The organism is Armatimonadota bacterium, from assembly GCA_017993055.1.
Taxonomy (GTDB): Bacteria; Armatimonadota; UBA5829; order DTJY01; family DTJY01; genus JAGONM01.
In genome coordinates this window covers 1-24,262 of the sequence record JAGONM010000046.1, presented here as the reverse complement: position 1 = coordinate 24,262, position 24,262 = coordinate 1, and the positions used below count along the sequence as shown (strand labels likewise).

At 60.6% G+C, this 24,262-nt stretch carries 23 protein-coding genes; 18 read left to right on the top strand and 5 right to left on the bottom strand.

Annotated features, from left to right (window positions below; all coding sequences use genetic code 11):
• From KBC96_13860 to KBC96_13850, 3 genes are all read right to left on the bottom strand, one after another.
• On the bottom strand, nt 1-111 hold a 111-nt coding region (locus KBC96_13860; GenBank protein MBP6965477.1), incomplete at its 3' end, for a type II toxin-antitoxin system HicA family toxin.
• Nucleotide 112: 1 nt separating this feature from the next.
• Nucleotides 113-331 (bottom strand): type II toxin-antitoxin system HicB family antitoxin, encoded by a 219-nt coding sequence (locus tag KBC96_13855; GenBank protein ID MBP6965476.1) that lies wholly within the window; start codon nt 329-331, stop codon nt 113-115.
• Nucleotides 332-419: 88 nt separating this feature from the next.
• Nucleotides 420-1,634: a hypothetical protein gene (locus tag KBC96_13850; GenBank protein ID MBP6965475.1), complete on the bottom strand. Its 1,215-nt coding sequence runs from the start codon at nt 1,632-1,634 to the stop codon at nt 420-422.
• Between the two features lie 178 nt (nt 1,635-1,812).
• Between KBC96_13850 and KBC96_13845 the strand changes: the two genes are divergently transcribed.
• A complete protein-coding gene (locus KBC96_13845) occupies nt 1,813-2,361 on the top strand; it encodes a LemA family protein (protein MBP6965474.1) in 549 nt (182 codons plus the stop codon).
• A gap of 10 nt (nt 2,362-2,371) precedes the next feature.
• Here KBC96_13845 and KBC96_13840 read toward each other — a convergent pair whose 3' ends face one another.
• Nucleotides 2,372-2,524 carry a hypothetical protein gene (locus tag KBC96_13840; protein ID MBP6965473.1) on the bottom strand — a complete coding sequence of 51 codons (153 nt, stop codon included), beginning with the start codon at nt 2,522-2,524 and terminating at the stop codon, nt 2,372-2,374.
• On the opposite strand from KBC96_13840, the gene KBC96_13835 reads away from it, so the two are divergent.
• Both KBC96_13835 and KBC96_13830 read left to right on the top strand, forming a co-directional pair.
• A complete protein-coding gene (locus KBC96_13835) occupies nt 2,466-3,353 on the top strand; it encodes a M48 family metallopeptidase (GenBank protein MBP6965472.1) in 888 nt (295 codons plus the stop codon). The two genes, KBC96_13840 and KBC96_13835, sit on opposite strands and share 59 nt — an antisense overlap.
• Nucleotides 3,354-3,366: 13 nt before the next feature.
• Nucleotides 3,367-4,620, top strand: coding sequence for an MFS transporter (locus KBC96_13830; protein ID MBP6965471.1), 1,254 nt, complete (start codon nt 3,367-3,369; stop codon nt 4,618-4,620).
• Between the two features lie 21 nt (nt 4,621-4,641).
• On the opposite strand, the gene KBC96_13825 is transcribed toward KBC96_13830, so the two are convergent.
• Nucleotides 4,642-5,943, bottom strand: coding sequence for a DUF1015 domain-containing protein (locus tag KBC96_13825; protein ID MBP6965470.1), 1,302 nt, complete (start codon nt 5,941-5,943; stop codon nt 4,642-4,644).
• A gap of 143 nt (nt 5,944-6,086) precedes the next feature.
• Here KBC96_13825 and KBC96_13820 point away from each other — a divergent pair, with 143 nt between their 5' ends.
• The 15 genes from KBC96_13820 to KBC96_13750 form a co-directional block, all read left to right on the top strand.
• Nucleotides 6,087-6,572: a hypothetical protein gene (locus KBC96_13820; GenBank protein ID MBP6965469.1), complete on the top strand. Its 486-nt coding sequence runs from the start codon at nt 6,087-6,089 to the stop codon at nt 6,570-6,572.
• A 108-nt stretch (nt 6,573-6,680) separates the two neighbouring features.
• A complete protein-coding gene (locus KBC96_13815) occupies nt 6,681-7,967 on the top strand; it encodes a homoserine dehydrogenase (GenBank protein MBP6965468.1) in 1,287 nt (428 codons plus the stop codon).
• Nucleotides 7,968-8,084: 117 nt separating this feature from the next.
• Nucleotides 8,085-9,143 (top strand): threonine synthase, encoded by a 1,059-nt coding sequence (locus KBC96_13810; protein MBP6965467.1) that lies wholly within the window; start codon nt 8,085-8,087, stop codon nt 9,141-9,143.
• A gap of 464 nt (nt 9,144-9,607) precedes the next feature.
• Nucleotides 9,608-10,534, top strand: a complete 927-nt coding sequence (locus tag KBC96_13805) for a phosphoribosylaminoimidazolesuccinocarboxamide synthase (GenBank protein ID MBP6965466.1) — start codon at nt 9,608-9,610, stop codon at nt 10,532-10,534.
• 30 nt (nt 10,535-10,564) lie between these two features.
• The gene (locus KBC96_13800) at nt 10,565-11,290 is read left to right on the top strand and encodes an inosine monophosphate cyclohydrolase (GenBank protein MBP6965465.1); all 726 of its coding nucleotides are present in this window, start codon (nt 10,565-10,567) and stop codon (nt 11,288-11,290) included.
• Nucleotides 11,283-12,476 carry a cofactor-independent phosphoglycerate mutase gene (locus KBC96_13795; protein ID MBP6965464.1) on the top strand — a complete coding sequence of 398 codons (1,194 nt, stop codon included), beginning with the start codon at nt 11,283-11,285 and terminating at the stop codon, nt 12,474-12,476. Before KBC96_13800 ends, KBC96_13795 begins: the two co-directional genes overlap by 8 nt.
• Nucleotides 12,473-13,891 (top strand): tRNA lysidine(34) synthetase TilS, encoded by a 1,419-nt coding sequence (tilS, locus tag KBC96_13790; protein ID MBP6965463.1) that lies wholly within the window; start codon nt 12,473-12,475, stop codon nt 13,889-13,891. The genes KBC96_13795 and tilS overlap by 4 nt, the downstream gene beginning before the upstream one ends.
• 26 nt (nt 13,892-13,917) lie before the next feature.
• Nucleotides 13,918-15,861: an ATP-dependent zinc metalloprotease FtsH gene (ftsH, locus tag KBC96_13785; protein ID MBP6965462.1), complete on the top strand. Its 1,944-nt coding sequence runs from the start codon at nt 13,918-13,920 to the stop codon at nt 15,859-15,861.
• A gap of 104 nt (nt 15,862-15,965) precedes the next feature.
• Nucleotides 15,966-16,856: a glutamate formimidoyltransferase gene (ftcD, locus tag KBC96_13780; protein ID MBP6965461.1), complete on the top strand. Its 891-nt coding sequence runs from the start codon at nt 15,966-15,968 to the stop codon at nt 16,854-16,856.
• An 81-nt stretch (nt 16,857-16,937) separates the two neighbouring features.
• The gene (locus KBC96_13775) at nt 16,938-17,972 is read left to right on the top strand and encodes a Gfo/Idh/MocA family oxidoreductase (GenBank protein ID MBP6965460.1); all 1,035 of its coding nucleotides are present in this window, start codon (nt 16,938-16,940) and stop codon (nt 17,970-17,972) included.
• Nucleotides 17,973-18,013: 41 nt separating this feature from the next.
• A complete protein-coding gene (locus KBC96_13770; protein MBP6965459.1) occupies nt 18,014-18,805 on the top strand; it encodes a tetratricopeptide repeat protein in 792 nt (263 codons plus the stop codon).
• A complete protein-coding gene (gene folP / locus KBC96_13765; GenBank protein MBP6965458.1) occupies nt 18,802-20,088 on the top strand; it encodes a dihydropteroate synthase in 1,287 nt (428 codons plus the stop codon). The genes KBC96_13770 and folP overlap by 4 nt, the downstream gene beginning before the upstream one ends.
• A 196-nt stretch (nt 20,089-20,284) precedes the next feature.
• Complete coding sequence (locus KBC96_13760) at nt 20,285-21,799, top strand: polysaccharide biosynthesis/export family protein (protein ID MBP6965457.1); 1,515 nt, start codon at nt 20,285-20,287, stop codon at nt 21,797-21,799.
• 12 nt (nt 21,800-21,811) lie between these two features.
• Nucleotides 21,812-23,200 carry a hypothetical protein gene (locus tag KBC96_13755; protein ID MBP6965456.1) on the top strand — a complete coding sequence of 463 codons (1,389 nt, stop codon included), beginning with the start codon at nt 21,812-21,814 and terminating at the stop codon, nt 23,198-23,200.
• Nucleotides 23,201-23,288: 88 nt separating this feature from the next.
• Nucleotides 23,289-24,262: DegT/DnrJ/EryC1/StrS family aminotransferase (locus KBC96_13750; protein MBP6965455.1), on the top strand; the 974-nt coding region annotated here is incomplete at its 3' end.

Genomic DNA, 24,262 nt, shown 5'->3' with positions numbered 1-24,262 from the left:
CGTCGTTCGCGAGAGCGATACATGGCTGCCCCGCTGACGGACGACGGAGAATCCGGCTCGCCGCAGGGCCGCCACCAGTCGGTCTCCCGATATCACTGGGAGCTTGGGCATGTCAAGCCGCCACCTTGATCGTGGTGAAGAATGGCTCCTGACTGGCCGACGGCAGCATGTCTGTGCCGAAGCTCTCGATGTAGAGCTCGACCGCCTCCTTCAGGTTCGCCTTGGCTTCTTCGACGCTCTCGCCCTGGGACGTGACGTTCAGCTCCGCGCACCGAGCCACATACCACCGGTCTTCCTTGGTGATCAACGCCGAGACTTCATATTCCTTCATCTGACTCAACCTCTGATCTGCTGTGTGCTGCGAGTATATCAACTGCGCGCGACATGGTCAACGCGCCGCCGCGCCCCCGGGAGCCGAGTCACCTCAGCAGGAACAGCCGCCCCTCGCCGGCGTCGAGCGAGAGCTGGAGGCCCGCCATCTCCGGCGAGTCGTCGCGGACCGGCACCTGCTTGCCGGTGGACTGGTCAACCTCGCGGACGCTCTCGAGCGGGACGGCGAACTCGACCGTCGGCCAGGACGTGTAGTTGCAGTCGTAGTTGTTGATAAGCACGGCGCGCCTGCCGTACTTGTGCTTGAAGACGCCGATCAGGTAGTCGCCGCCCTTGCTGATGTTCTTCAGGGGCGATCCCTCGAGCTTCGCGGCGGGGTCGTCGGTCGGCTTGATGCGGATCACGTCGGTGCTGGTGAGCTTCATCAGCGTCGGGCCCATGTTCTTGAGGGCGAAGTTGATCCGCTTCGCCTGCTCGTAGTGCCTCGTCCTGATACCCTCGGCGGTGATGATCGCGCCGCCCTTGGGGAACTCGCCGCCGCCGCCCGCGCCCTTGCCCGGGGTCCAGTAGCAGAAGTAGAGGATCCCCTTCGACCCGTAGGCGAGGGAGGTGTAGATCTGCCATCTGAGCTGGGCCTCGGTCGGGTCGTGGTGGGGGCCGAAGGGCATCGTGTTGAAGAAGTTCCAGTGCGGGATGCCCATCTCGACCGACCACTTGCGCATGACGGCGAGGTTGTCGCAGTATCCCTCGCGGCCGTCGGCGGTCGGGGTCATCATCGGGTAGTAGTCCATGCAGAGGACGTCGCAGCCGGTCTCCTTGGCGAAGCGCTCGATGTACTCGTCGTAGGACTTCGTGCCGAGCCACGAGAGCGCGGCGTAGTTCGGGAGCAGGTTGAAGTATGCGAGCTTGCCGGGGCGGAGCTTGCGGACGGCGTCTACCTTCGCCTTGACGTCTGGAATCCCGGCGGCGCCGGGCTCGTCCACGAGGTGGTATCCCCAGACGACGGGGTCGTCGGGGAGCTTCTCGATGGGGATGCCGTGGGACTTGGTGATGACGGCGAGACCGTACTTTTTGCACAGCTCGACCTGCCTGGCGACGTCGGCCTCGGTCTGCGGGCCGAACGCGCCGTGCACTACCGTGAAGTTCGCGTCGGCGATCTCCTTGTAGCGAGCGTTGGTGATCTGATCGGCGGGCGGGTCCACCCAGAAACTGATGACGAAGCGATCCTGGACGAAGCGGTCCGTTGCGGCGCGCGCGGATGCCGCGAGGGCGAAGGCGGCGGCGAGAACGATGATGAGCTTCATTGAGTTTCTCCTCCCTGATAAGGGCGTGTTCCTCTCATAGTTGCGCGCGGAAGTCGGGAAGTCCTGCACGGCACGGGCGCTCATTGACCAACGTCCGCGGCGCGGGTATAATACCTCGGGCCGGGACACCCCTTCCGGCGAAGGAGGCATACTCATGACAGGTGTAGCTGTGCTCAGTATGGGACTTCTGGTTCTAGGCGGGATCGTAGTCCTGTTTCTCTTGTGGCTCGTGTTCCTGTACAACCGCCTGGTGGTTCTGCGGAACAGGATCGAGAATGCCTGGTCGCAGATAGACGTGCAGTTGCGGCGGCGGTACGATCTCATCCCGAACCTGCTGGAGACGGTGAAGGGATATGCCGCGCACGAGAAGGGCGTCTTCGAGGAGGTGACGAAGGCGCGGGCGGCGATGACTCAGGCGCAGGGAGTGGCGGCGCAGGGCGAGGCGCAGAACATGATCACCTCGGCGCTGAAGAGCCTCTTCGCGGTGGCTGAGGCGTACCCGGATCTGAAGGCGAACCAGAACTTCATGATGCTGCAGGAGGAACTCTCCGGCACTGAGAGCAAGATCGCCTACGCACGCCAGTTCTACAACGACACGGTGATGGCCTTCAACACGCTGATCCAGTCGTTCCCGGCGAATATGTTCGCGAGCGCATTCGGGTTCTCCCAGCGGGAGTACTTCCCGATGGAGGACGCGGCTCGCGAGCCGGTGAAGGTCCAGTTCTAGGGGAGAGAAGTCAGGAGACAGGAGACAGGGAGTCGAGAATCTGAGGGCAGATCGGAATCCTGCTCTCGGCAGCTCTACTCCTCTGATTCTTGTCTCCTTCCGCTATGTACGCCCAAATCTCCTCAAATGTCTGGAAGTCGGTGTTGCTGGTGGTCGTCTTCATGGCGGTTCTCATCGGTCTCGGCTACCTGTTCTCCGAAGTCACCGGCTTCCCGTATATCCTTCCGGTCGCCGTCGTCATCGCCGTGGCGGGCAGCATCGGCAGCTACTACTACAGCGACCGGATCGTGCTGGGGATGTCTCAGGCGCGCCCGGCGAACGGCGAGGAACACGCATTCATCATGAACTCCGTGGAGGGCCTCGCGCTCGCGGCGGGGATTCCCGTGCCGCGCATCTACGTCATTGACGACACGGCGCCCAACGCATTCGCGACGGGCCGCGATCCTCAGCACGCGGTGATATGCGTCACCACGGGTCTCATGCAGAAGCTCGACCGCATCGAACTGGAGGCCGTCATCGGTCACGAGATGGCGCACATCAAGGACTACGACATCCGGTTCATGGCGCTGGTCGCGATCCTGGCGGGAACGATCGTGCTGATCTCCGACTGGCTTCTCCGGAGTATGTGGTGGGGTGGCGGGCGGGATCGGGACGACGACCGCGAGGGCGGCTCGAACCCGATACTGATGCTGGTGGCGATCGCCGCTGCGATACTCGCCCCGATCATTGCCACCCTCATCCAACTGTCCATATCGAGGAAACGGGAATACCTGGCGGACGCTCAGGGCGCGCTGCTGACCCGCTATCCCGATGGGCTCGCCAGCGCCCTTGCGAAGATCGCCGCCGACCCGGAGCCGCTCGAGGCCGCCAACAAGGCGACCGCGCATCTCTACATCTACAACCCTCTTCGGGAACACGGCGGCTTCCTGAACTCTCTCTTCAGCACGCATCCCCCGATCGAGGACCGCATCCGCCGGCTGAAGGCGATGTAGTGGGAGTTGAGAGTTGAGCGTTGACGAGACCTACGACCCGATCGAGGTGCGCCGGAGTTTCCGGTTGCTCTCGATGGACGTCATCTTCTACCTCGTCGGGCTGGCGCTGATCGACACCTCGACGGTCGTTCCCGCCTTCCTGTCTACGCTCACGAGTTCCGCGGTCGTCATCGGCGCCATCAGCGCCATCCGACCGGCTGGGTTGTTCATCCCGCAGTTGTGGACCGCGCACTACCTGAGGAGTCGGGCGCGGCACCTCGGCTTCCTGCTGAAGGTGGCCTCGGTATCTCGCATCGCCATTGCGCTGTTCGCCGTAGTGCTCTTCGTCTCCGGCCCGATGGACAAGACGTTGATGCTGGCCGCCTTCCTTGTGATGTACTCCGCGTTCTGGTTCTCGGAGGGCGGCGCCGGAGTGCCCTGGACTGACCTCGTTGCGAAGACGATCCCGGAGCGGCTGAGGGGACGGCTCTTCGGGTTCACGCAGTTCGGCGGAGGACTGCTCGGCCTGGCCGCGGGTCTGCTGGTCAGCCGGATGCTGTCTCCGCGGGGGCCTGCGTATCCGACGAACTACGCGATCATCTGCGGGACTGCGGCGATCTTCTTCGCCGCGAGCTTCTTCAGCCTGGCTGCGGTACGCGAGCCGGAGGGTCCTGTTGAGGAACACGACGGCGACTTTCTTCAATACATCAAGGGTATAGGGACGATGCTTGCCGGACACGCGGAGTTGAAGCGCTTTCTGGCCGTGCAGCTGCTGATCTGCTTCTATCCGCTCTCGAGTCCGTTCTACATCATCTACGCGAAGGAGTCGCTCGGCATCGGAGGGGCGATGGTAGGGATTTTCCTGTCTGCCCAGATAGCGGGGAGCATCGTCGCCAGCGCGATTGCCGGCTACGTCAGCGACCACCTGGGGCCGAAGCGGGCGATCATCATGTCCGTCGGCGTGGGGATCTTCGCGCCGCTGATCGCGCTGCTCGCGGGAGGCGTCTCGGTCTGGATGTACGGCCTGGTCTTCGTAGCGCTCGGGGCGGTGAACGGAAGCACGTGGATCGGCCTGACGAACTACCTCCTGGAGATGGCGGACCCGAAGGAGCGCCGGTCGTACATCGGGCTGATGAACTCGGCCAACACGCCCGCGATGTTCTTCCCGATCCTCGGCGGGCTGATCGCGCAGACGGTCTCCTATCGGGCAAACTTCGTCGTAACGGGGGTTGCGCTGGTCCTCGCGCTCGTCGTGGCCCTCGGGTTGGTCTCCAGGAAGCGGCAGTGACTCGAATCCTCCCCCGGTGCGTCAACCGCCCCCTTGGTCCATCGCCCTTATCACCATGCCGGTAAGGAGCTTCGGGTAGAAGAAGGTTGATTTCTGCGGCATGATGTCGCCCGCCGCCGCAACTTCGCGGACCTCCCGGACTCCCATCGCGTTCATGATGAACGACATCCGGAACTCGCCGCCGTCCACGCGAGCGATCGCCTCCGCATCGTCGCGCGTATACGCGACCCTGGCCTGTCCCTCGGGGGTTCTGGTGTCTATGCCTAGGATGCCGTCGAGGATCATCGAGTGCAGGAAGGTGACGTCGAGCCGCTTGAGTGCGTCCGAGCCGGGTACGTCAATCGCCGTCGGGTCAACCCCGCGCTTCAGCTTAAGCAGATAGGCCGTCCTGTTCCCCATATACAGGCCGAACACTATCCTGCCGTCCTGTTCCGGGCCTACGGCCTCTACAAGATCGTCCGCGGCAAGGCCACTGACATCGAAGTACTCGCTCAGCCGCTTCAGGAAATCAGCCTCGTGGAAGTCCGGGATGTCGCGCACAAACCTGTGCGTCGGGAGTATGAGGAGTCCCTCGTCCTCGAACGAGACCAGCGTCATCATTACGAACTCGGACGGGGCGTTGCGATCGTCTGTTCCGGCGGCGCGCATCTCGTCCCGGTAGGCAAGGGCCGAGTCGTAGCGGTGGTGGCCGTCGGCGATGAGGATCGGCTCGTTGTTCAGTCGGAGCGCGAGGCCCTGGACGACCGAGGGGTCGGAGACCTTCCACATCCTGCAGGTGACTCCGACCGTGTCCTTTGCCACGGCAATCGGTTCGCCCCTGGTGATCTCGAGGAGGACCGCCTGGACGCCTCCGGCATCATGGAGCCCGAAGACCGAATCGAGGTTGGCTTGCGTCGCGCGGATGAGGCTGAGCCGATCCTCGCGCGGACGTGCAAGGACGCGCTCGTGGGGCAGGATCGCCCCGGTCCCGTAGTCCTCCAGGCGAACGAGACAGGTAAGGCCGACTCGCCGAATGGTCTTGCCGCCCACATCGTATGACTGCTCGCAGACGTACATGCTCGGCTCGACATCGCGCATGAGGACCCCGGTGCCGATCCATTCGCGAAGCAACTCGGCTGCGTGGGAGTACTTGTCAAGGTTCGGGGACTCGTCAGGCAGAATCAAGCGTACGACATTGGATGAGTTGCGCGCGAGAAAAGATTCCTTCTGCTCCGGCGAGATAACATCGTAAGGTGGAGCCACCACCTCGTCGAGGGTTGGGACTGCGTCCTGGCTGTATCGAATGCCGCGAAACGCCCTGACATTAGCCGATTGCGCCATCATATGACCTCCACCGTAGCCGCGTCCTGTTGACTTACTGATGATACTCAGTGAGCGGGTCAGGTGTCAAGGAATCCCCGTGGCGGGTCGTGGGTCGGCATGCTTTTCGATTGACAGGCCGATTTTGCCGGTGCTATACTTGGGCCATGCCCATTGACCAGGACAGGATCAAGAAGCTGATCTCTCTTGTCGAGGCCAACGACCTGACGGAGTTGGTGGTCGAGGAGGAAGGCCTGAGTATTACGATCAGAGCCGAGTCTCCTGTTGCGCCGCAAGTAGTCTCCGTCCCGGTGACTGAGGTCTCGGTAGGTGTCGAATGCCCTTCCGCCGAACTGAAGGATGATGAGCCACCCGCCACGATCCCGGCGGCGGACGAATCGCATCTGTTCAGTATCGAATCCCCGATGACCGGGGTGTTCTACCGGACGCCGGCGCCGGATCAGCCGCACTACATCGAGATCGGCGACGAGATAGAAGCAGGGCAAACCATCGGCCTGATCGAGGCGATGAAGGTCTTCAGCGAGGTTCCGTCCGAGGTGTCGGGAATCGTAGTGGACATTCCGGCGGCGAGCGGCAAACTCGTCCAGTCCGGTGATGTGCTTGTGGTAGTGGATACATCGGCAGCAGTCTAGAACACCGAAATACGGAAGAAGAACCGAGACACGGGAAGGGCTCCTGTCGGGGGAGAGGTTTCCGTGTTTCTGTGTCCTTCGCAGACTCCGTGCTCTCTGGAGAGGTACTTGAAAGAGCGGATCAACGTAGGGATTATAGGGCTCGGAACCGTCGGAACGGGCGTCTTGAAGGTCCTGACGGAGAATGGGTGTGAGATCGCCCGCAAGGTCGGATGTCCGATTGATGTTATCAGGATCGCCGATCTGGATATAACCTCCGAGCGCCCGGTGGAGTTCGACAAGGGAATCCTCACGAACGACGTGAGCCAGGTGACCGACAACCCGGCCGTGGACATCGTTGTCGAAACCATCGGAGGCCTCAGGCCCGCCAAGGACTTCATCCTTCGTGCAATGAAGAACGGCAAGCACGTTGTCTGCGCCAACAAGGAGCTGATCGCCAAGGAGGGCGCTGATATCTTCGAGGCGGCCAGAGCCAACGGCGTCGATTTTTACTTCGAGGGCGCAGTCGGCGGCGGAATCCCCATCATCCGCGCGATGAAGACTAGCCTTGCCGCTAACAAGATCGTTGAGGTCATGGGCATCGTCAACGGCACGACAAACTACATCCTGACGAAGATGGCGAACGAGGGACTCGACTTCGGCGACGTACTGGAGGAAGCCCAAGCTGCCGGCTACGCGGAGGCCGACCCGACCGCCGACGTCGAGGGTCACGATGCGCGCTACAAGCTTGCCATTCTCGCCGACATCGCGTTCACCGGGCGTGTCGCTGTCAGCGACATCTATTGCGAGGGGATCACAAGGATTGCCGCCCAGGATATCTGCTATGCCCGCGAACTGGGCTACGTGATCAAACTGCTCGCAATCGCGAGGCGCAATGGCTCAGAGATACAGGCTCGCGTGCATCCAACGCTGATCCCGATGGGTCATCCCTTGGCGTCGGTCAACGACGTGTACAACGCGATCTACGTCCGAGGCGACTTCGTTCAGGATGTGATGTTCTACGGGCGAGGGGCGGGTTCTCTCCCAACGGGAAGCGCAGTCTCCGGGGATGTGATGGAGATCGCGCGCAACATCATCCAGGGATGCACGGGTCGGTTGCCATGTACTTGTTTCGACCGGCGGCAGGTCGAGAGCATTGACAGCGCGGAAACGCGCTACTACCTGAGGATGCTCGTTAACGACGAGCCTGGCGTTCTGGCGGCCATCGCCCAGGCGTTTGGCGAGAGTGCCGTCAGCATCGCCACGGTCATGCAGAAGGATATATGTGGCGACAAGGCGGAGATAGTCATGGTCACCCACCAGGTTGCCGAGCGAAACTTCCGTCGTGCCATCGAGAAAATCGCCGGACTTCGCGTTGTTGCTCAGGTCAACAACTGGATCAGGGTCGAGGAGTAAACACGGAGACACTGAAGCAGATAGAGACGCTGAAACGATTTTCTTCGCGCCTGTTTCTGTGCTTCCGCGTTCTATAGGAGCTTACGAATGGTAGTTGAGAAGTCGGAGAGAATCTCGATGCCGAGGACGGTCGGCATCATCGAGCGGTATAGGGAGTTCATGCCGGTGACCGACAAGACGCCGGTCATCAGCCTCCTCGAGGGGAGCACGCCGCTCATCATGGCCGACCGTCTGGCGAAACAGATCGCCCCGAACCTCACGATCTACCTCAAGTATGAGGGCCTGAATCCGACCGGCTCATTCAAGGATCGGGGCATGACGATGGCCATCTCGAAGGCCGTCGAAGAGGGCTCGAAGGCAGTCATGTGCGCCTCGACCGGTAATACGGCGGCATCCGCGTCGGCATACTCAGCTCGCGCCGGTCTGGATTGCGTCGTCCTGATCCCCAAGGGCAACATCGCATACGGCAAGCTCTCACAATCCATGATCCACGGTGCGAAGGTCGTGCAGGTCGAGGGAAACTTCGACGAGGCGCTCAATCTCGTGGTCGAGATGACCGCTAACTACCCGATCACGTTGGTGAACTCGCTCAATCCATACCGCATCGAGGGGCAGAAGTCAGGCGCATTCGAGATCTGCGACGTACTGGGAGGGCCTCCGGATTTCCATGCGATCCCCGTCGGCAACGCGGGCAACATCACCGCCTACTGGAAGGGCTACAAAGAGTACCTCGAGCACGGCAAGATCAGCCGTCTCCCGAAAATGATCGGTTTCCAGGCTGCGGGATCAGCCCCGATCGTACTGGGGCATCCGGTCGAGAACCCGGAGACGATCGCCACCGCAATCCGGATCGGCAACCCGGCGAGTTGGAAGCAGGCCGAAGCGGCGCGCGACGAGTCCGGCGGCCTGATAGATGTCGTGACGGATGAGGAAATCCTCGAATCGTACAAGATGCTGGCTCGAACGGAGGGTATCTTCTGTGAGCCGGCGTCGGCGGCGTCGGTCGCAGGCGTGCGCAAGAAGGCGTCTCAGGGCTACTTCAAGGAGCCGGCGACTGTCGTGTGCATCCTCACAGGGCACGGATTGAAGGATCCCGACTGCGCGGTGAAGCAGGCGTCCGAGCCGTTCAACGTCCCACCGACGATGGACGCGCTCTTGAAGGTTCTCGGTTACTAGGACTAAGAATCAGCAAACCAGGAACGCAGGACACTTCGGTCAGGACGACATTGGTCAGGGATATCCGGAGCACGGAGGATTGACGTTATGGCACCTCAATACTGCATGTTCGCTATGATCGGTTGGCAGGAGTTGCTCCCGTTAGCGATTCCTGTGGTGATCTGGCTGGCCTGTGGCGTGATTTCGTCTACAGTCGCGCAGTCCAAGGGACATAGTTCGTGTCTGTGGTTCGGGATCGGGATCATCTTCGGGCCGCTTGGATTGCTTATCGCTCTTGTGATGCCTGGCGCATGGAAAGGGAAGCCATGCCCATACTGCAAGAAATGGATACATCGTGATGCGGTCAAGTGCCCGGAGTGCCAAAGCACCCTGGACTCGTAGCTTGACGCAATGATCGACAGGAAAGACCGACGTTGCGGCTGCTTAGGTCTGCCCGAATCAAGACGATATGCTCAGGAGCACATATGGTAATCACATCGACTGACATCAAGGGCTTGAAGAAGTTTATCTCCGGCAAGGTCCGGGATGTCTACGATCTCGGCGATGAGTTGCTCATAGTCGCGACCGACCGGCTCTCCGCGTTCGACGTCATTATGCCGACAGGGATCCCGGACAAGGGGCGCGTGCTCACTCAGCTCTCCCTGTTCTGGTTCGACCTGACCAGGGATGTGGTCGAGAACCACCTCATCACCGCCGATACGGACGAGATTCTGAAGAGGCTTGCATCTCTCGGGATCGAATACGACGGCCTCCGCGAGACGCTCGACGGCCGCAGCATGATCACTCGCAAGGCGAAGACGTTCCCGGTCGAGTGCGTCGTCCGCGGCTACATCTCCGGCTCTGCGTGGAACGAGTACAAGAGTCTGCCGGCATCGTCGAAGGGCAAGATCGTTCTGCACGGCATCGAACTGCCCGGCGACCTAGTCGAGTCCGACAAGCTGCCCGAGCCGATCTTCACGCCTGCGACCAAGGCCGATCTCGGCGGCCACGACATCAATATCAGCAATGCGCAGATGGCCGAGATCATCGGTGATGCCAATGCCAAGGCCCTGCGCGAGAATACACTCGCCGTCTACAGGAAGGCTTCGGAGTACGCCGCGTCGAGGGGTATCATCATCGCCGACACCAAGTTCGAGTTCGGACGGGTAGGGGATGAGATCATCATCATCGATGAAGTCCTGACTCCGGATTCATCGCGATTCTGGGATGTGAACACGTACGAGCCGGGTGGACCTCAGCCGAGCTTCGATAAACAGTACGTGCGCGACTGGCTGCTCAGCATCAACTTCAACAAGCAGCCGCCCGGGCCGGAACTTCCCGATGATGTCGTGCGCAACACCGCCGACAAGTACCGCGAGGCCTACCGCCGCATCGTCGGCGAGTCTCTTTGATCCGAGAATCAGGGGCGACGGAGCATGACCATGGACCTGCAGTCCGCAGCAGAGACGAATCTCGAGGCGCTTTCCGCGAACCCGTATCCCGGTCGGGGCATAGTCCTCGGTCGGAGCCCGAACGGGAGGTCGCTCGTCCAGGTCTACTGGATCATGGGCCGGAGCGAGGGCAGCCGAAACCGAGTGTTCGTAGCGGAAGACGGTTTCCTCAAGACCAGGCTCTGGGACGAGTCGAAGGCGACCGACCCCACGCTCCTGATCTACTACCCGATGAAGCACATCGGAAGCGTACACGTCGTCTCGAACGGCGATCAGACCGACACGATCCTTGAGGCCCTCCGGCAGCGTGGCACATTCGAATCTGCGCTCGACACGCGGACCTTCGAGCCGGACCCGCCGATCCACACGCCGAGGATTTCCGGCCTGATGGATATCGCCGCCCCTCAGGAGTACAAGCTCTCGGTGCTGAAGCCGATGTCCGGGGACCCCGATTCCGTTGTACGGTGCTTCTACAACTTTGCGACCCCGGCCGCGGGTGTCGGCAACTGCATCCATACGTATTGGATCACCGCCGGCGGGCAGCCTGTTCCGTTCGTCGGCGAGCCGTACCTCCTGCCGCTGTTCGATGACATTGACGAGACAGCGGGGGTATACTGGGACGCGCTCGATGAGGACAACAGGGTGTCTATCGCGGTGAAGTTCATCGACATAGTGTCCGGCAAGTTCGAACTGCGGATCAACAACAAGCATGGATAGTTCCACCAAGTACATCCTTCTCGTGCCCGACGGCATGGGCGACAGACCGCTGCCCGAGTTGGACGGCAAGACCCCCATGCAGGTGGCAAAGAAGCCGAACATGGACCGGCTCGCGGCGAGCGGTCGGGTCGGCGCGGTCAACACGATCCCTGAGGGTATGCCGCCGGGTAGCGACGTGGCCGCGATGTCGCTCCTTGGCTACGATCCCCACAAGTACTACACCGGGCGCGCCCCTATAGAGGCCGCCAGCATGCAGATCCCGCTTGACGCCAGAGATGTCGCGTTTCGATGCAATCTGGTGACCTCGGACGGCGAGACCATGGACGACTACAGCGCGGGTCACGTCACCACCGAAGAGGCCCGGGAGTTGATCCACTACATCAACGACAAGCTGCACACCCGCATGATCTCCTTCTATCCGGGTGTCAGCTACCGGCATATCATGGTCTGGCGCGATGCATCCCCCGAGGTGAAGACCATCCCGCCGCACGACATCCTCGGCAAGGGGATTGCCGAGTACTTGCCAGCGGGTGATGGCGAGAGCACGCTCAGGGGACTGATGTTCGACTCGCACGAGCTTCTGAAGGCCCATCCGATCAATGAGCGCAGACGTGGCGAGGGCAAGAATCCCGCCAATATGATCTGGCTCTGGGGACAGGGGCGCGCGCTCAGCGTCCCGAGCTTCTTCTTGAAGACCGGTCTGACCGGTGGGGTCATCTCAGCGGTAGACCTGCTGAAGGGCCTCGGACGCGCGACCGGCATGGCCGTTCCTGATGTCCCCGGTGTGACCGGGTTTCTGGACACCAACTTCGAGGGGAAGGCACAGTACGCGCTCGAAGTGCTCAGAGATCACGACTTTGTGTTCATTCACGCCGAAGCTCCTGACGAGGCGGGTCACATCGGCAGCCTCGACAAAAAGATCGAAGCGATTGAGCTGATCGACCGCCGTCTACTCGGTCCTCTGTTGGAGGGACTCAGGGAGATCAAGCGCTTCCGAATCATGATCCTTCCCGACCACGTGACGCCGATCGCGATCCGAACGCACGCCTCGGACACCGTGCCGTTCATGCTTTACTCGTCCTTCGAGCCCGCCGAGACGAACCTTCCGTTTGACGAGCGCGCTGTCGAGGAGACAAAGCTCAGGGTCGAAGAAGGCTTTCGGCTGATAGAGCTTCTCTTGGGATGATGCTCCAACGAGTACTCAGCACCATTCGCGAGTTCTCGATGATCGAGCGAGGCGACTCAGTCCTCGTGGCCGTGTCCGGCGGGCCGGACTCGGTTGTTCTCCTGCACGTCCTCCGGACGCTCCGGGACGAACTCGGAATCACGCTCCATGTCGCCCACCTCGATCATTCGCTGCGTGGTGAGGCGTCCGATGAGGATGCAGAATACGTGCACCGTCTCGCCGACGAGATGTGCATTCCTGTCACGATCGAGAAGACCGACGTCCCCCAGATCCAGCGAACCCTTCGCATGTCGCCGGAGGAGGCCGCGCGCCTCGTCCGATACGAGTTCCTCAACCGAGTTGCCGACGAGGTCGGAGCGACACGGATCGCGCTAGGACATACCGCCGACGACCAGGTCGAGACGGTGCTGATGAACATCCTGCGCGGAGCAGGAGTTGATGGCCTCAGGGGCATGCCGCCGGTACGCGAGAAGATCATGCGTCCGTTCATCAACATTCGCCGCTCCGAGATCGAAGAATACCTCAGAGCGAACGGCCTCCGTCCGCGGACGGACGAGACGAACCTGATGCCTCGGTTCACGCGCAACCGCATCAGACTGGAACTGCTGCCGATCCTGCGTCGTGACTATAACCCGGCGGTTGACTCTGCAGTTATCCAGTTGGCTGAACTGGCACGCTCGGATGTGGCATATCTGAATCTGCTGACCCGCGATGCACTCGATCGGCTCACTGTCGCGCGGGAGGCAGGCATGTTGTCAGTGGATGCCGATGGAACTGGTGATCTGCCAGATGCCGTCGCGCGGCGGCTTGTCCGAATGGCCGCGAAAGACGTCAGCGGAGACGTCAGGAACATCGGGGTCAGGCATGTTGACGACCTGCTTGATCTCGTGAGGTCATCCGGCAGCTTCAGATACGAGTTGCCGGGCGGAATACTGGTGGAACGCTCGGAGAACACTCTGACGTTCTTCGATCGCGATTCCCCGGGCCGGTCCCAGATCAACTACGCCTATGCTCTGCCTGTGCCGGGGGAAGTCCGTGTTTCGCAAGCGGAGGCGATCATCTCGTCAGAGGCACGGGCCGACCCGATCGACCCTCTTCGGCGTTCCGACGCTATGGCAGCGGTATTCGATCTTGATTCGGTTGCAGGGGCATTGACGGTGAGAAACTGGCGAGCGGGCGATCGGATTCGTCCGCTCGGCATGTCAGGCTCGAAGAAGCTGCAGGATGTCTTTGTTGATGGCCGCGTCCCGCGCTGTAGGAGGCATCGAATCCTCGTGCTTGCCGACGAGGCAAGGGTATTGTGGGTGGCTGGACTGGTCGTGTCCGATGAGGTCAAAGTGAAGGCTGACACCCGTCGGTGGCTCGTGGTATCAGTTAGGCCCGAGAGTTGCGGGGAGGCCGATTGCCTGATATAATGTAGTAGCCTCGGAGAGCGGTTGACATGGGAGGAGAGAGTTTGAACAGGTTTCTGAAGAGCTTCATGGTCGCGGGGCTGGTGCTGTTCGCAGTATACCTGGCCAGCCAACCGATGGCGCATCGAAACGCGCCTCAGGATGTCAGCTACGCGACGTTCTACAAGCTCATCGGACAGGATAAGGTCAAGTCCGGCACCTTCTTCAAGGACAATCACTTTGAAGGCGTTTTGATGGACGGCAAGAAGATCAGGGTCACCCTCTCCACCTCTGATCAGGAGCGGTCCGCGCTCGAGGGCACCCTTCGCAAGCACGGGGTTGACTTCGAGTACAATAAGCCGATGCTCTCGGACGGTATTCAGAGCCTCCTCCTGACCTTCCTTCCGATGATCGTGCTCATAGCGTTCTTCTACATGCTGATCTTGAGGCAGGCGCAGGCGGGCGGAAATCAGGCGATGTCGTTCGGCAGGAGTCGCGCCAAACGGGTTTCGGAGAATGTGCCGAAGGTCACTTTCGACGATGTTGCCGGCGTTGACGAGGCCAAGCAGGAACTTGAAGAGGTCGTGGAGTTTCTCCGCAACTCGAAGAAGTTTCAGGCCCTCGGCGCGAAGATTCCAAAGGGCGTCCTGCTTCTCGGTCCGCCGGGAAGCGGCAAGACTCTGCTTGCCCGGGCGATTGCCGGAGAAGCCGGCGTGCCGTTCTTCCACATCAGCGGCTCCGATTTCGTCGAGATGTTCGTGGGCGTTGGCGCATCGAGGGTTCGCGATCTATTCGAGACGGCAAAGGCCAACCGTCCGAGTCTCATCTTCATTGACGAGATTGATGCTGTCGGCCGGCAGAGAGGCGCCGGGCTCGGCGGGGGTCACGACGAGCGCGAGCAGACGCTGAACCAACTCCTCGTCGAGATGGACGGGTTCGACCCGAACTCCGGAGTCATCCTGATCGCGGCGACCAACAGGCCCGACGTCCTTGACCCCGCCCTGCTCAGGCCCGGTCGATTCGATCGCCGAATTACGGTTGACAACCCCGATGCCAGGGGTCGTGAAGCGATTTTGAAGGTGCATATCCGTGGGAAGCCGCTGGAAGGCGATGTGAACCTGGAGAGCCTTGCCAGGCGCACCCCAGGGTTTTCCGGGGCTGATCTTGCGAACCTTGTCAACGAGGCGGCGCTTCTGGCCGCGCGCCTGGAAAAGACCGCTATCGCCATGTCGGAGTTCGAGTCCGCGATTGATCGAGTGATCGCGGGCCCGGAGCGTAAGAGCAGGCTGATCAGCGACAAAGAGAAGGAGATGGTCGCTTTTCACGAGGTCGGTCATGCAATCGTCTCGGAGCTTCTCCCGCTGGCGGATCCGGTTCACAAGGTTTCTATTCTGCCGCGAGGAATGGCTCTCGGATACACGATGCAGCTTCCGATCGCGGACAAGTACTTGACGACTCGGAGCGAACTGCTGGATGACATCTCGAGCCTGCTCGGGGGACGGGCCGCGGAGAAACTCGTTTTCTCTGAGTCAACTACTGGCGCCAACAGCGACCTGGACCGGGCAAGCGAGATCGCGAGGGCTATGGTCTGCGAGTTCGGAATGAGCGAAGATATAGGCCCGATAACGTTGGGCAAGCGGCACGGCAACCCGTTCCTCGGGCGGGACATAATGGAAGATCGCAACTACAGCGAGGACGTGGCCAAGGCGATAGACCGCGAGCTCAAGAAGATCATAGACGAATCGTACGCTCGCGCCGAGCAGATTCTGTCCGACAACCGGGAGAAGATGGACGAGATTGTTCGGGTTCTTCTTGAGAAGGAGATTCTGGAACGCGAGGAGTTCGAAGCGCTGATCTACGGCACAGAGCGCGCCCCCGCGGATACCGGCGCCACTACTCCTCCGGATGCGTTCGTTGGCGACGATGCGGCTGCCAGCGCTGATTCAAAAGACAGGCCGGAGGGTAACACGCGGCTCGAACCCGGGGTAGCGTAGTCTCCCCGATCAACTGCGTCTGGAACTTGAAGCGGTCGCCGGCTCAGGTGGCCGCTTCGCTTGTTAGTGTGATGTGCGTACGACTACTTCGGAGCGGCAGAGAGATGCGGCGAGTGATTCAGTGTGTGCCTAACTTCAGTGAGGGTCGGAATCTCGGTACGGTCGAGGCGATCGCCGATTCGATCACATCCTCGGACGACGCGCTTCTCATTGATTATTCTTCTGACGTAGACCACAACAGGTCGGTGTACACGATCCTTGGGGAGCCTGAGGCGATCAGAGCGGCGGTTCTGAAGGCGGTCAGCGTGGCGCTCGAGCGCATTGATCTTCACAGACACGCGGGTCAGCATCCTCGAATCGGTGCCGCGGACGTCATTCCCGTCGTTCCACTGCGCGGCGTGTCCATGGCCGAGTGCATCGGACTCTCGCACATGATCGGTGACGACCTGGCGCTGATGGGAGTCCCGGTATACTACTACGAGATGTCGGCTACGAGGCCGAACCGCTGCAATCTGGCGGACGTACGGCGCGGTGGCTTTGAGCGGCTCTGCGAGAGTCGCTTGGAAGGTGACAGCGTCCCAGATGCAGGTCCGTGCCGAGTCCATGCGACCGGTGGGGCGACTGCAGTGGGCGCTCGTCGGCCTCTGGTTGCCTACAATATCAACTTGGACGACGATGACATGGACTCTGGTCGGGAGATTGCTCTGCATACGCGGGAACGCGAGTCCGGGCTTCCTGGTGTCAAGGCGATGGCGGTTTGGCTGGCGAGCCGGCGAGTCTCCCAGATTTCGATGAATCTGACTGAGCCGGACATGACCCCGCTGAAGCGTGTCTATGACTGGGTGTCCGGCTTGGCGGCGGAGCGTGGCATAGGAGTCCTGGAGAGTCAGGTCGTCGGCGCGCTGTCGAGGAACGCTCTCGCAGGTGCGACAAGGGATGAACTCAGGCTGGCTGGCTTTAGGGAGACGCAGATTCTCGAAGGCTGGCTGGACTAGTGTCCTGGCAAGAGGAATAAGGGAGTCCGGCGTAGAAACGAGAGAGCGTATTCTGAACGGATCAGTTTGCGGAGGGAGAGAGTGAAAGAGGGTTTCGGATATGGCATTATCGGTTGCGGAGTGATTGCGCCATGGCATGCGAGGGCCGTGAAGAACCTTCCGGACGCCAATCTGGTAGCTGTATGCGACCTGGAGTTGCCCAAGGCTGAGAAGCTGATGGGCGACTTCGAGGCGGCGCACGTCTACACCGACTACACGGACCTGTTGGCCAGGGATGACATTGACGTCATCTCGGTGTGTACGCCCAGCGGGCACCATCACGAGGTTGCTGTTGCCGCCGCGAGAGCTGGTAAGCACGTTCTCAGCGAGAAGCCTCTCGATGTGACCCGGGAGCACATGGACGCGATGATCGCCGCATGTCGCGACGCGAACGTGAAACTGGCATGCATCTTCCAGCGGCGAACGTCGCGCCTCTGGCAACTGGTCAAGCAGGCGGTGGACGAGCGGCGACTCGGAAACCTAGTGCTGGGTTCGGCATACCTCAAGTACTTCCGCAGCCAGGAGTACTACGACAGCGCTGGCTGGCGCGGGACGTGGGCTCTTGATGGCGGCGGCGCACTCATGAATCAGGGTGTCCACCTGATTGACCTGTTCAGATGGATCATGGGTCCTGTTGACACTGTTTTCGCCTTTGCGGATCACCTGGCTCGCAGGATCGAAGTGGAGGATACGTGCGTTGCATCCATGAAGTTCGCGAGCGGTGCATTTGGCACCTTGGAGGGCACCACCAGCGTGACTCCCGGGCTGAACCACCGACTGGAGATTCACGGCGAAAACGGATCCATCCGCATTGACGGCGAGAACATCGTAGGCTGGGACGTTCCGGGCGAGAGCAAGGAAGAAGTTGCGGGGCGGTTGAGCGACAATATCGGTGACGCAGCGTCGGATCCCACCGCCATCGCAGGTGATGGTCACCAGATTCAGATCGCTGACCTGCTTGCCGCAATCCGCGAGGATCGCGATCCGATGGTGACTGGAGACGAGGCCCGGAAGGCCGTTGAATTGATCCTCGGCATATACGAGTCGGCCAGATCCGGTCGGCCCGTCAAGCCGTAGTTGAATCTACAGCTATCACACAGCGAGGCAGAAGACCCGCGATGAGACAGCATGGTCACAAGACAAATAACGGAGTAGCATCAACACGGGGTTATCTCACGCGGGCAAGAAGGCTGCGGAAGAGCGGTGATCTCGAGGGTGCGGTTACGGCTCTCCAGAAGGCGCTGCGCGGTGCGGATGAGAAGAGCCTTGTGTATATGGAACTTGCCGATCTCTACCGCGGAGAGCGTAAGTTCGATCTCGCGATAGAAGTGGTTCGAGAAGCGATCAAACTCCGCCAGGGCGATGTACAGGCGCGAGAGATGCTTCTCGAAATGCTCCTTGAGATCGGGCGCTTCGACGAGGCCATCGAGGAGAGCAAGACGCTACTCAAACTCAGCCCTAAGAGCCTCAGCGCGAGGGACGTGTTGAGCATCGCGTACATACAGAAGGATATGGTCGAGCGCGCCCTTCAGGTGACGAACGAGATGATCACGCTGGATCCGAGTTCCGCTGCCAACCATTTCAAGAAGGCCCTGCTGTTTCAGCAGAAGGGCGATATCGGAAACGCGATAAACGAGTTTTCACGCGTCCTGGAAATGGAGCCTGACGACGAGATGGCCGAAGGGGCGCAGCAGGCCATCGAGGCTTTGGACACTCTGCAGATCAGGCACATAGTCATGCTTGCCGTCGAGGATTTCATCTTCCGGGCAAAGCTCATCCGAGACCCGGAGTCGGCCGCGGTAGAGCGCGGCTTCTCGCTCAGCTACTCCGGGGTGAACACGCTGAAACAGATCCAGTTCGACGAACTCTCCGATGTATGGAGCGAGTGGAAGCAGAGATTCTACCATTGACTGAGAAGCGAGAGACCCGTCACAACGTGAGAATCCATACGGCCGTAGGGACTGCCGACCTCGAGGCGTTGATGACCAGGGTCGGTGTGGAATGGCCCGGTGTAGTCAGGATGCTTCCGAAGGCGGTCAGCCACGTCGTTGAGATTCGCGCAGTGCGAACTCCGGCGGCGCTGATCCTGAAAGAGGAGATGCTGTCCAAGGGCGGCGATGCTGCCATCCATAGAGACTGTATCACGGGCAGGGCAGACCTCTCGGATGTCGTGTTGATGGGGAGCGAGAAGGTCATCCGACAGGTCACTGAATCTCTCAGCGCGCAGCCGTTCTCACTGAAGGAGATTGCACGCGAGATAGGGGATGCGACCGAGAACTTCCGGCGAGTCACTCCTCTTATGCCGCCCGAGGACTTGCTGACCGGCGCGGTAGGACGGCTTTACCGGACGATGAGTCAGCGCACCGTCGTCATGGGCATTCTTAATGTCACGCCCGATTCGTTCTCCGACGGCGGCAGGTACACGGCGAATGATGCTGCCGTGGAGCATGGCCTGAGTATGGCGGACGACGGGGCGGACATTCTTGATGTCGGTGGTGAGTCGAGCCGCCTGGGGTCCGAGGCGGTCTCGGCCGACGAAGAGATGTCACGGGTGCTGCCGGTAATCGAAAGGCTTGCGTCGGAGGCGGACGCGCTGATCTCAGTAGATACCTGTAAGCCGGAGGTGGCGAGGGCCGCCTTGGATTCGGGGGCGCACATCATCAACGACATCACCGGCCTCCGCGACTCGGCCATGATCCGTTTGGTGGCCGAAAGCAAGTGTCCGACTGTCGTCATGCACATGAAAGGCACCCCGGGCACGATGCAGAATGACGCCTTCTATGAGGATGTCGTATCCGAAGTGATGGGGCATCTTCGGGATCGCATCATGGCGGCTGTCGAGGCCGGCGTACCGCGAGAGATCCTCATCGTTGACCCTGGGATTGGGATCGGGTTCGCCAAGACCGGGTCGCACAACCTCGAGATACTGCGCAAGCTCGGTGACTTCAAGTCCATCGGTCTGCCGATCCTGGTCGGGACGTCACGCAAGCGGTTCATCGGTGATGTTCTGAACTGTCTTCCCGTTGGCGAACGCATGGAAGGCACGGCTGCCACTGTCGCCCTCAGCATCGCGGGCGGCGCGAACATCGTGCGGGTTCACGACGTTCGCGAGATGGTCCGGGTGGCTCGGATGTCGGACGCGATCGTGCGACTCCCGGTCGCTCGCTCGGTTGACACCCCGCACTCCCCATGATATATTGACTCCGTCATTTCCGAGTCTGCCGGATCGTGCGCAGTCCGGCGCGCCGTGCGTGCGCTGTTTCAGCCCTGTCCAGGAACCATCGCCCATGTTTAGACCATGTCCCGCATTTGCTGCTCGTGCCCTGGTCTGGGCATTGTTGCTCTGCGTTCGTTGCTGTGCTGCCGAGCCGGCGGCGGGCGATGGAGTGATGCAGTCAACTCGGAACTCCGGCGACAGAGTCTACTCGGGCACGATCAGCCTCGATCAATGGTTTCCGTCAGGTGTGGCCCGGGACAGCTATCGCATAGCTCCGGGCGACGCACTTGGAATCCATGTGTACGGAAGGTCCTCCCTGGACTACCTCAACCCCAACCCATCCGCATCCGCAGAATCCGGCGGTACTTCGGAAGTGATCGTTTCCCCTGACGGCGACGTCTACATCCGCCTTGCAGGCCGGGTCGCCGCTGCGGGGAAGACCACTAGCGAACTGGAGGACGCCATCCGGAAAGCGCTCTCGCCTTACATAAGGGAGTTTGATGTCACGGTAACCCTTGGGAAGGCTCGCACGGTGAACGTGTGGATCACCGGCGAGGTCGAGAACCCGGGGCCGCGTACGTTTCCGGCGGAATGCTCGGTGAGCCTCGCCGTTCTGCAGGCGGGGATTAAGCCGACGGGTTCGACCCGTCGTGTAACGCTGATTCGAGGTGAAGACAGAGTTCTCGTCGATCTCTACTGGATGATGGTGACGGGGAAGGTTGGCTCGGACGTTGCGCTTGAGAGTGGAGACATCGTTCATGTTCCTCCAGTGAAGGAGTACGTCGAGATCAGGGGAGAATGCACGCGGCCGGGCCGATATGAGATGCTCACTTCGGCCGGAGAGTCGAGAAGCTTTGAGGCAGCGCATCTTCTGGAACTATCGCTCGGATTGTCGCCGGCAGCGGCTCTCTCTCGTTGCTCGATTGAGCGTATAGGGAGTGATGGCCGAAAGTCGGCCGTCAGTGTTGATTTGAGCCTGACGCCAGTTAGTGTCAAGCTTCAGTCCGGCGATGTTCTGGTGGTCCCTTCCATTGAGGCGTACCAGCCTATCATACGGCTGATCGGCGAGTTCAAGGGTGACGGCGTCTATCAGCGCGCTCCGGGGGCTACTGAGATTGATGTCGAGAACAGGGGAGGCATCTACCCACTGAAACAGGGGCAGTCGGCGCTGGACGTGATCAGTGCTACGGGAGGAGTGACTCCGCAGGCCGACTTGAAGCACGCGCGAATAGAACGCAACCAGGGTGACAAGACGCTCGAGATAGCTCTGGATCTTGAGAGGCTGATCGTACACCATGATCTTACCGCAGATGTCGAACTGCAGAGCGGTGATTCGCTCGTGCTTCCCGCGATCTCGGACAGGATTCATGTATTCGGCCAGGTCAGGAGACCTGGCTCATACGTGTACAGCCCCCGGCGCAGGTTGGTGGACTACCTGAGTGACGCCGGTGGTCCGACGGACAAAGCCAAACTGGCAGATGTCAGCGTGGTAAGGGGTGGGCTTGAGTCGCCGCAGGTACTCAGGCTCAATGCTGAGAGCGCGATTCGCGGATATTCAGACCAGGGGAATCCCGAACTGCAGCCCGGCGATATCGTATACATTCGCGAGAAGTTCATAAGCGGGTGGCGCGACGGAGTTCAACTCATTTTCACCAGCATCAGCCTGGCGAATCTGTTGGGACTATAGGAAGCGCGAACCATGGAAGAGATCAGCCTCTCAGATTATGCGGAGATATGGAATCGCCGGAAGCTGACCATAGTCCTGACGGCGGTCTTGTCGATCGTCTTCACCGGGGTCGCTCTCCTCCTCATGCCCAGGACCTACGTCGCCGAAACGAGCCTGCTGTTGCCTGAGCAGAACCAGATTAACGTCGGCGCTCAGTTCGCTCAGCTTGCCGGTTTCGCAATGCCCGGCATCACGCAGAGTGTCTCGAGCCAGGGGGTCTACATCAGCGTCCTGAAGAGCCGAGTTATCTCCGATCGTGTGTGCAGTCGCCTCAAGCTGGCGCAGTACGGACTCGACTACAAGGACCTCCAGAAACGTATGCTGGTGGAGACGCCCAAGGAAGGTGGACTGCTCGTTTCGTGCCGGGTCCCGACTTCTTGGCTCAGGCCGTACTGTGACAGCGAGGAAATCTCGAAACGGACTGCTCGGCTTGCCGCGGATGTGGCTAATGCGTACGTTTTGGAACTCAGGGAATATGATCGTTCCAACTCGCTGTTCCTCGGCAGGCAGAACCGCGTCTTGATAGAAAGGCAGATGCATCGTGCGAAGGCAGAACTGTCTGCCGCTGAGGACCGCCTGCAGTCGTTCCAGGAGGCGCATCCCAGACTGGTGCCCCCGGACAAGAGCGTGATCTACGCAGAGCGGGGCATGCAACTTGCGACCGAAGAGACAGCCGCTGCGGTGCTGCTTCAGGAAACACAGGCCCAACTGGAACAATCTCGCGCAACGTGGAACCTTGGAGCCCCTGAGGGGGTTAGCCCGGAGGCCGTGGTTGACAACCCGACGATCAGCCAGCTGCGGACACGGCTGGCGGCGCTCGAGGTCGAGCGGACGAATCTGCTCGAGGATTTCACGGAGGCGCATCCTGCCGTGGTCAGCGCAGATCGTCAGATTCGGACAATGAGGGATAAGCTCGAAGGAGAGGTCAGCCGCGTTATCGCGGGTGCCGCCGGGAGTGAAACTCCAGCGCACAGTGAACTCCTGAGGCAACTGGTCCTGCTGCAGATCAACCGAGAAGGCCTGCAAGCACGTATTGGCGCGATTTCCAGGGCAACTGCTGAGCTGGACAGTGCGCTCATGTCGCTTCCGGCCGAAGAGAAGGAATACGCTCGGCGTATCAGGGATGCCAAGTCCGCCGAGGCCGTCTACACGACCCTGCTGGCGGAGCATGCCAAGGCTCGCGTAGCGGAGGGCCGCGAGGGCGGCAACTTCATCGTGCTTGACCAAGCTGTGCCGCCGGAACTGCCTGCCGGCCCAAGGGTGAAGCTTGCCCTTCTTGTGGCGCTCTTGGCCGGTCTGGCTCTAGGCACGCTGATAGCCACAGCTCAGGGCATCACGCCGCGGCAGAAGGCCTCGAGCTGATCAGCGCGATTCGTTCCCGCAATATCGAGTCAATGGAAAGGATCTTCGATGTCGATCATCACAGCATCGGCGTCGAAGAAGTGGCGAAATGGGTGTTGTCACCGACGTGCGAACCTGCGCCTCGTCTCAATCTGTCCGCGAGGACTATCTAGTCTTCGGTAGTCCGAGGATAGAAGAGGATGAGATCAACGAGTTGGTCGCCACACTGCGTAGCGGCTGGTTGGGGACTGGCCCCAAAGTCGCTCGGTTCGAGGCGGATTTCGCTCAGTACACTGGCAGCAGGAACGCTCTCGCCCTTAGCTCATGCACCGCCGGGCTACACCTCTCTCTGCTTGCGCTTGGCATCGGGCCTGACGACGAGGTGATCACTACGCCGATGACTTTTGCGGCCACCGCAAATGCGATCATTCACGTCGGCGCAAAGCCTGTTTTCGCGGATATTGAACTACCCTCAATGAACATCTCGCCTGATGATCTGGAGGAGAGGATCACTGATCGCACGAAGGCCGTTATCCCCGTTCACTTCGCTGGTCGGCCGTGCAGGATGGATCGAATCATGGAGATTGCCCGAAGGCGCGGGCTGGCGGTGATAGAGGACGCCGCTCATGCCGTTGAGGCCTGGTATCATGGTCGTAAGGTGGGCACAATCGGGGACCTGGGCTGTTTCAGTTTCTATGTTACGAAGAATATAGTGACTGGCGAGGGGGGGATGGTCACGACAGACAATGACGGCTATGCCGATACCATAAAGGTCTACAGCCTCCACGGTCTGAGTAAGGATGCCTGGCGGCGCTACTCGGACGAAGGCTTCAGGCACTATCGGGTGATTGCCCCCGGCTACAAGTACAATATGATGGATATTCAGGCGGCTATCGGGATTCATCAACTAAAGCGGGTCGGCGAGTACCACTGCCGAAGGCGTGAGATATGGACGCGATATGATGAGGCTCTATCTGACCTGCCGATGGACCTGCCTGCGCCACAGGACCCCGATACCGTGCATGCCCTGCATCTCTACACCCCGTTGCTGCGGCTTCGCGAGCTCGCCTGCACTCGTGACGA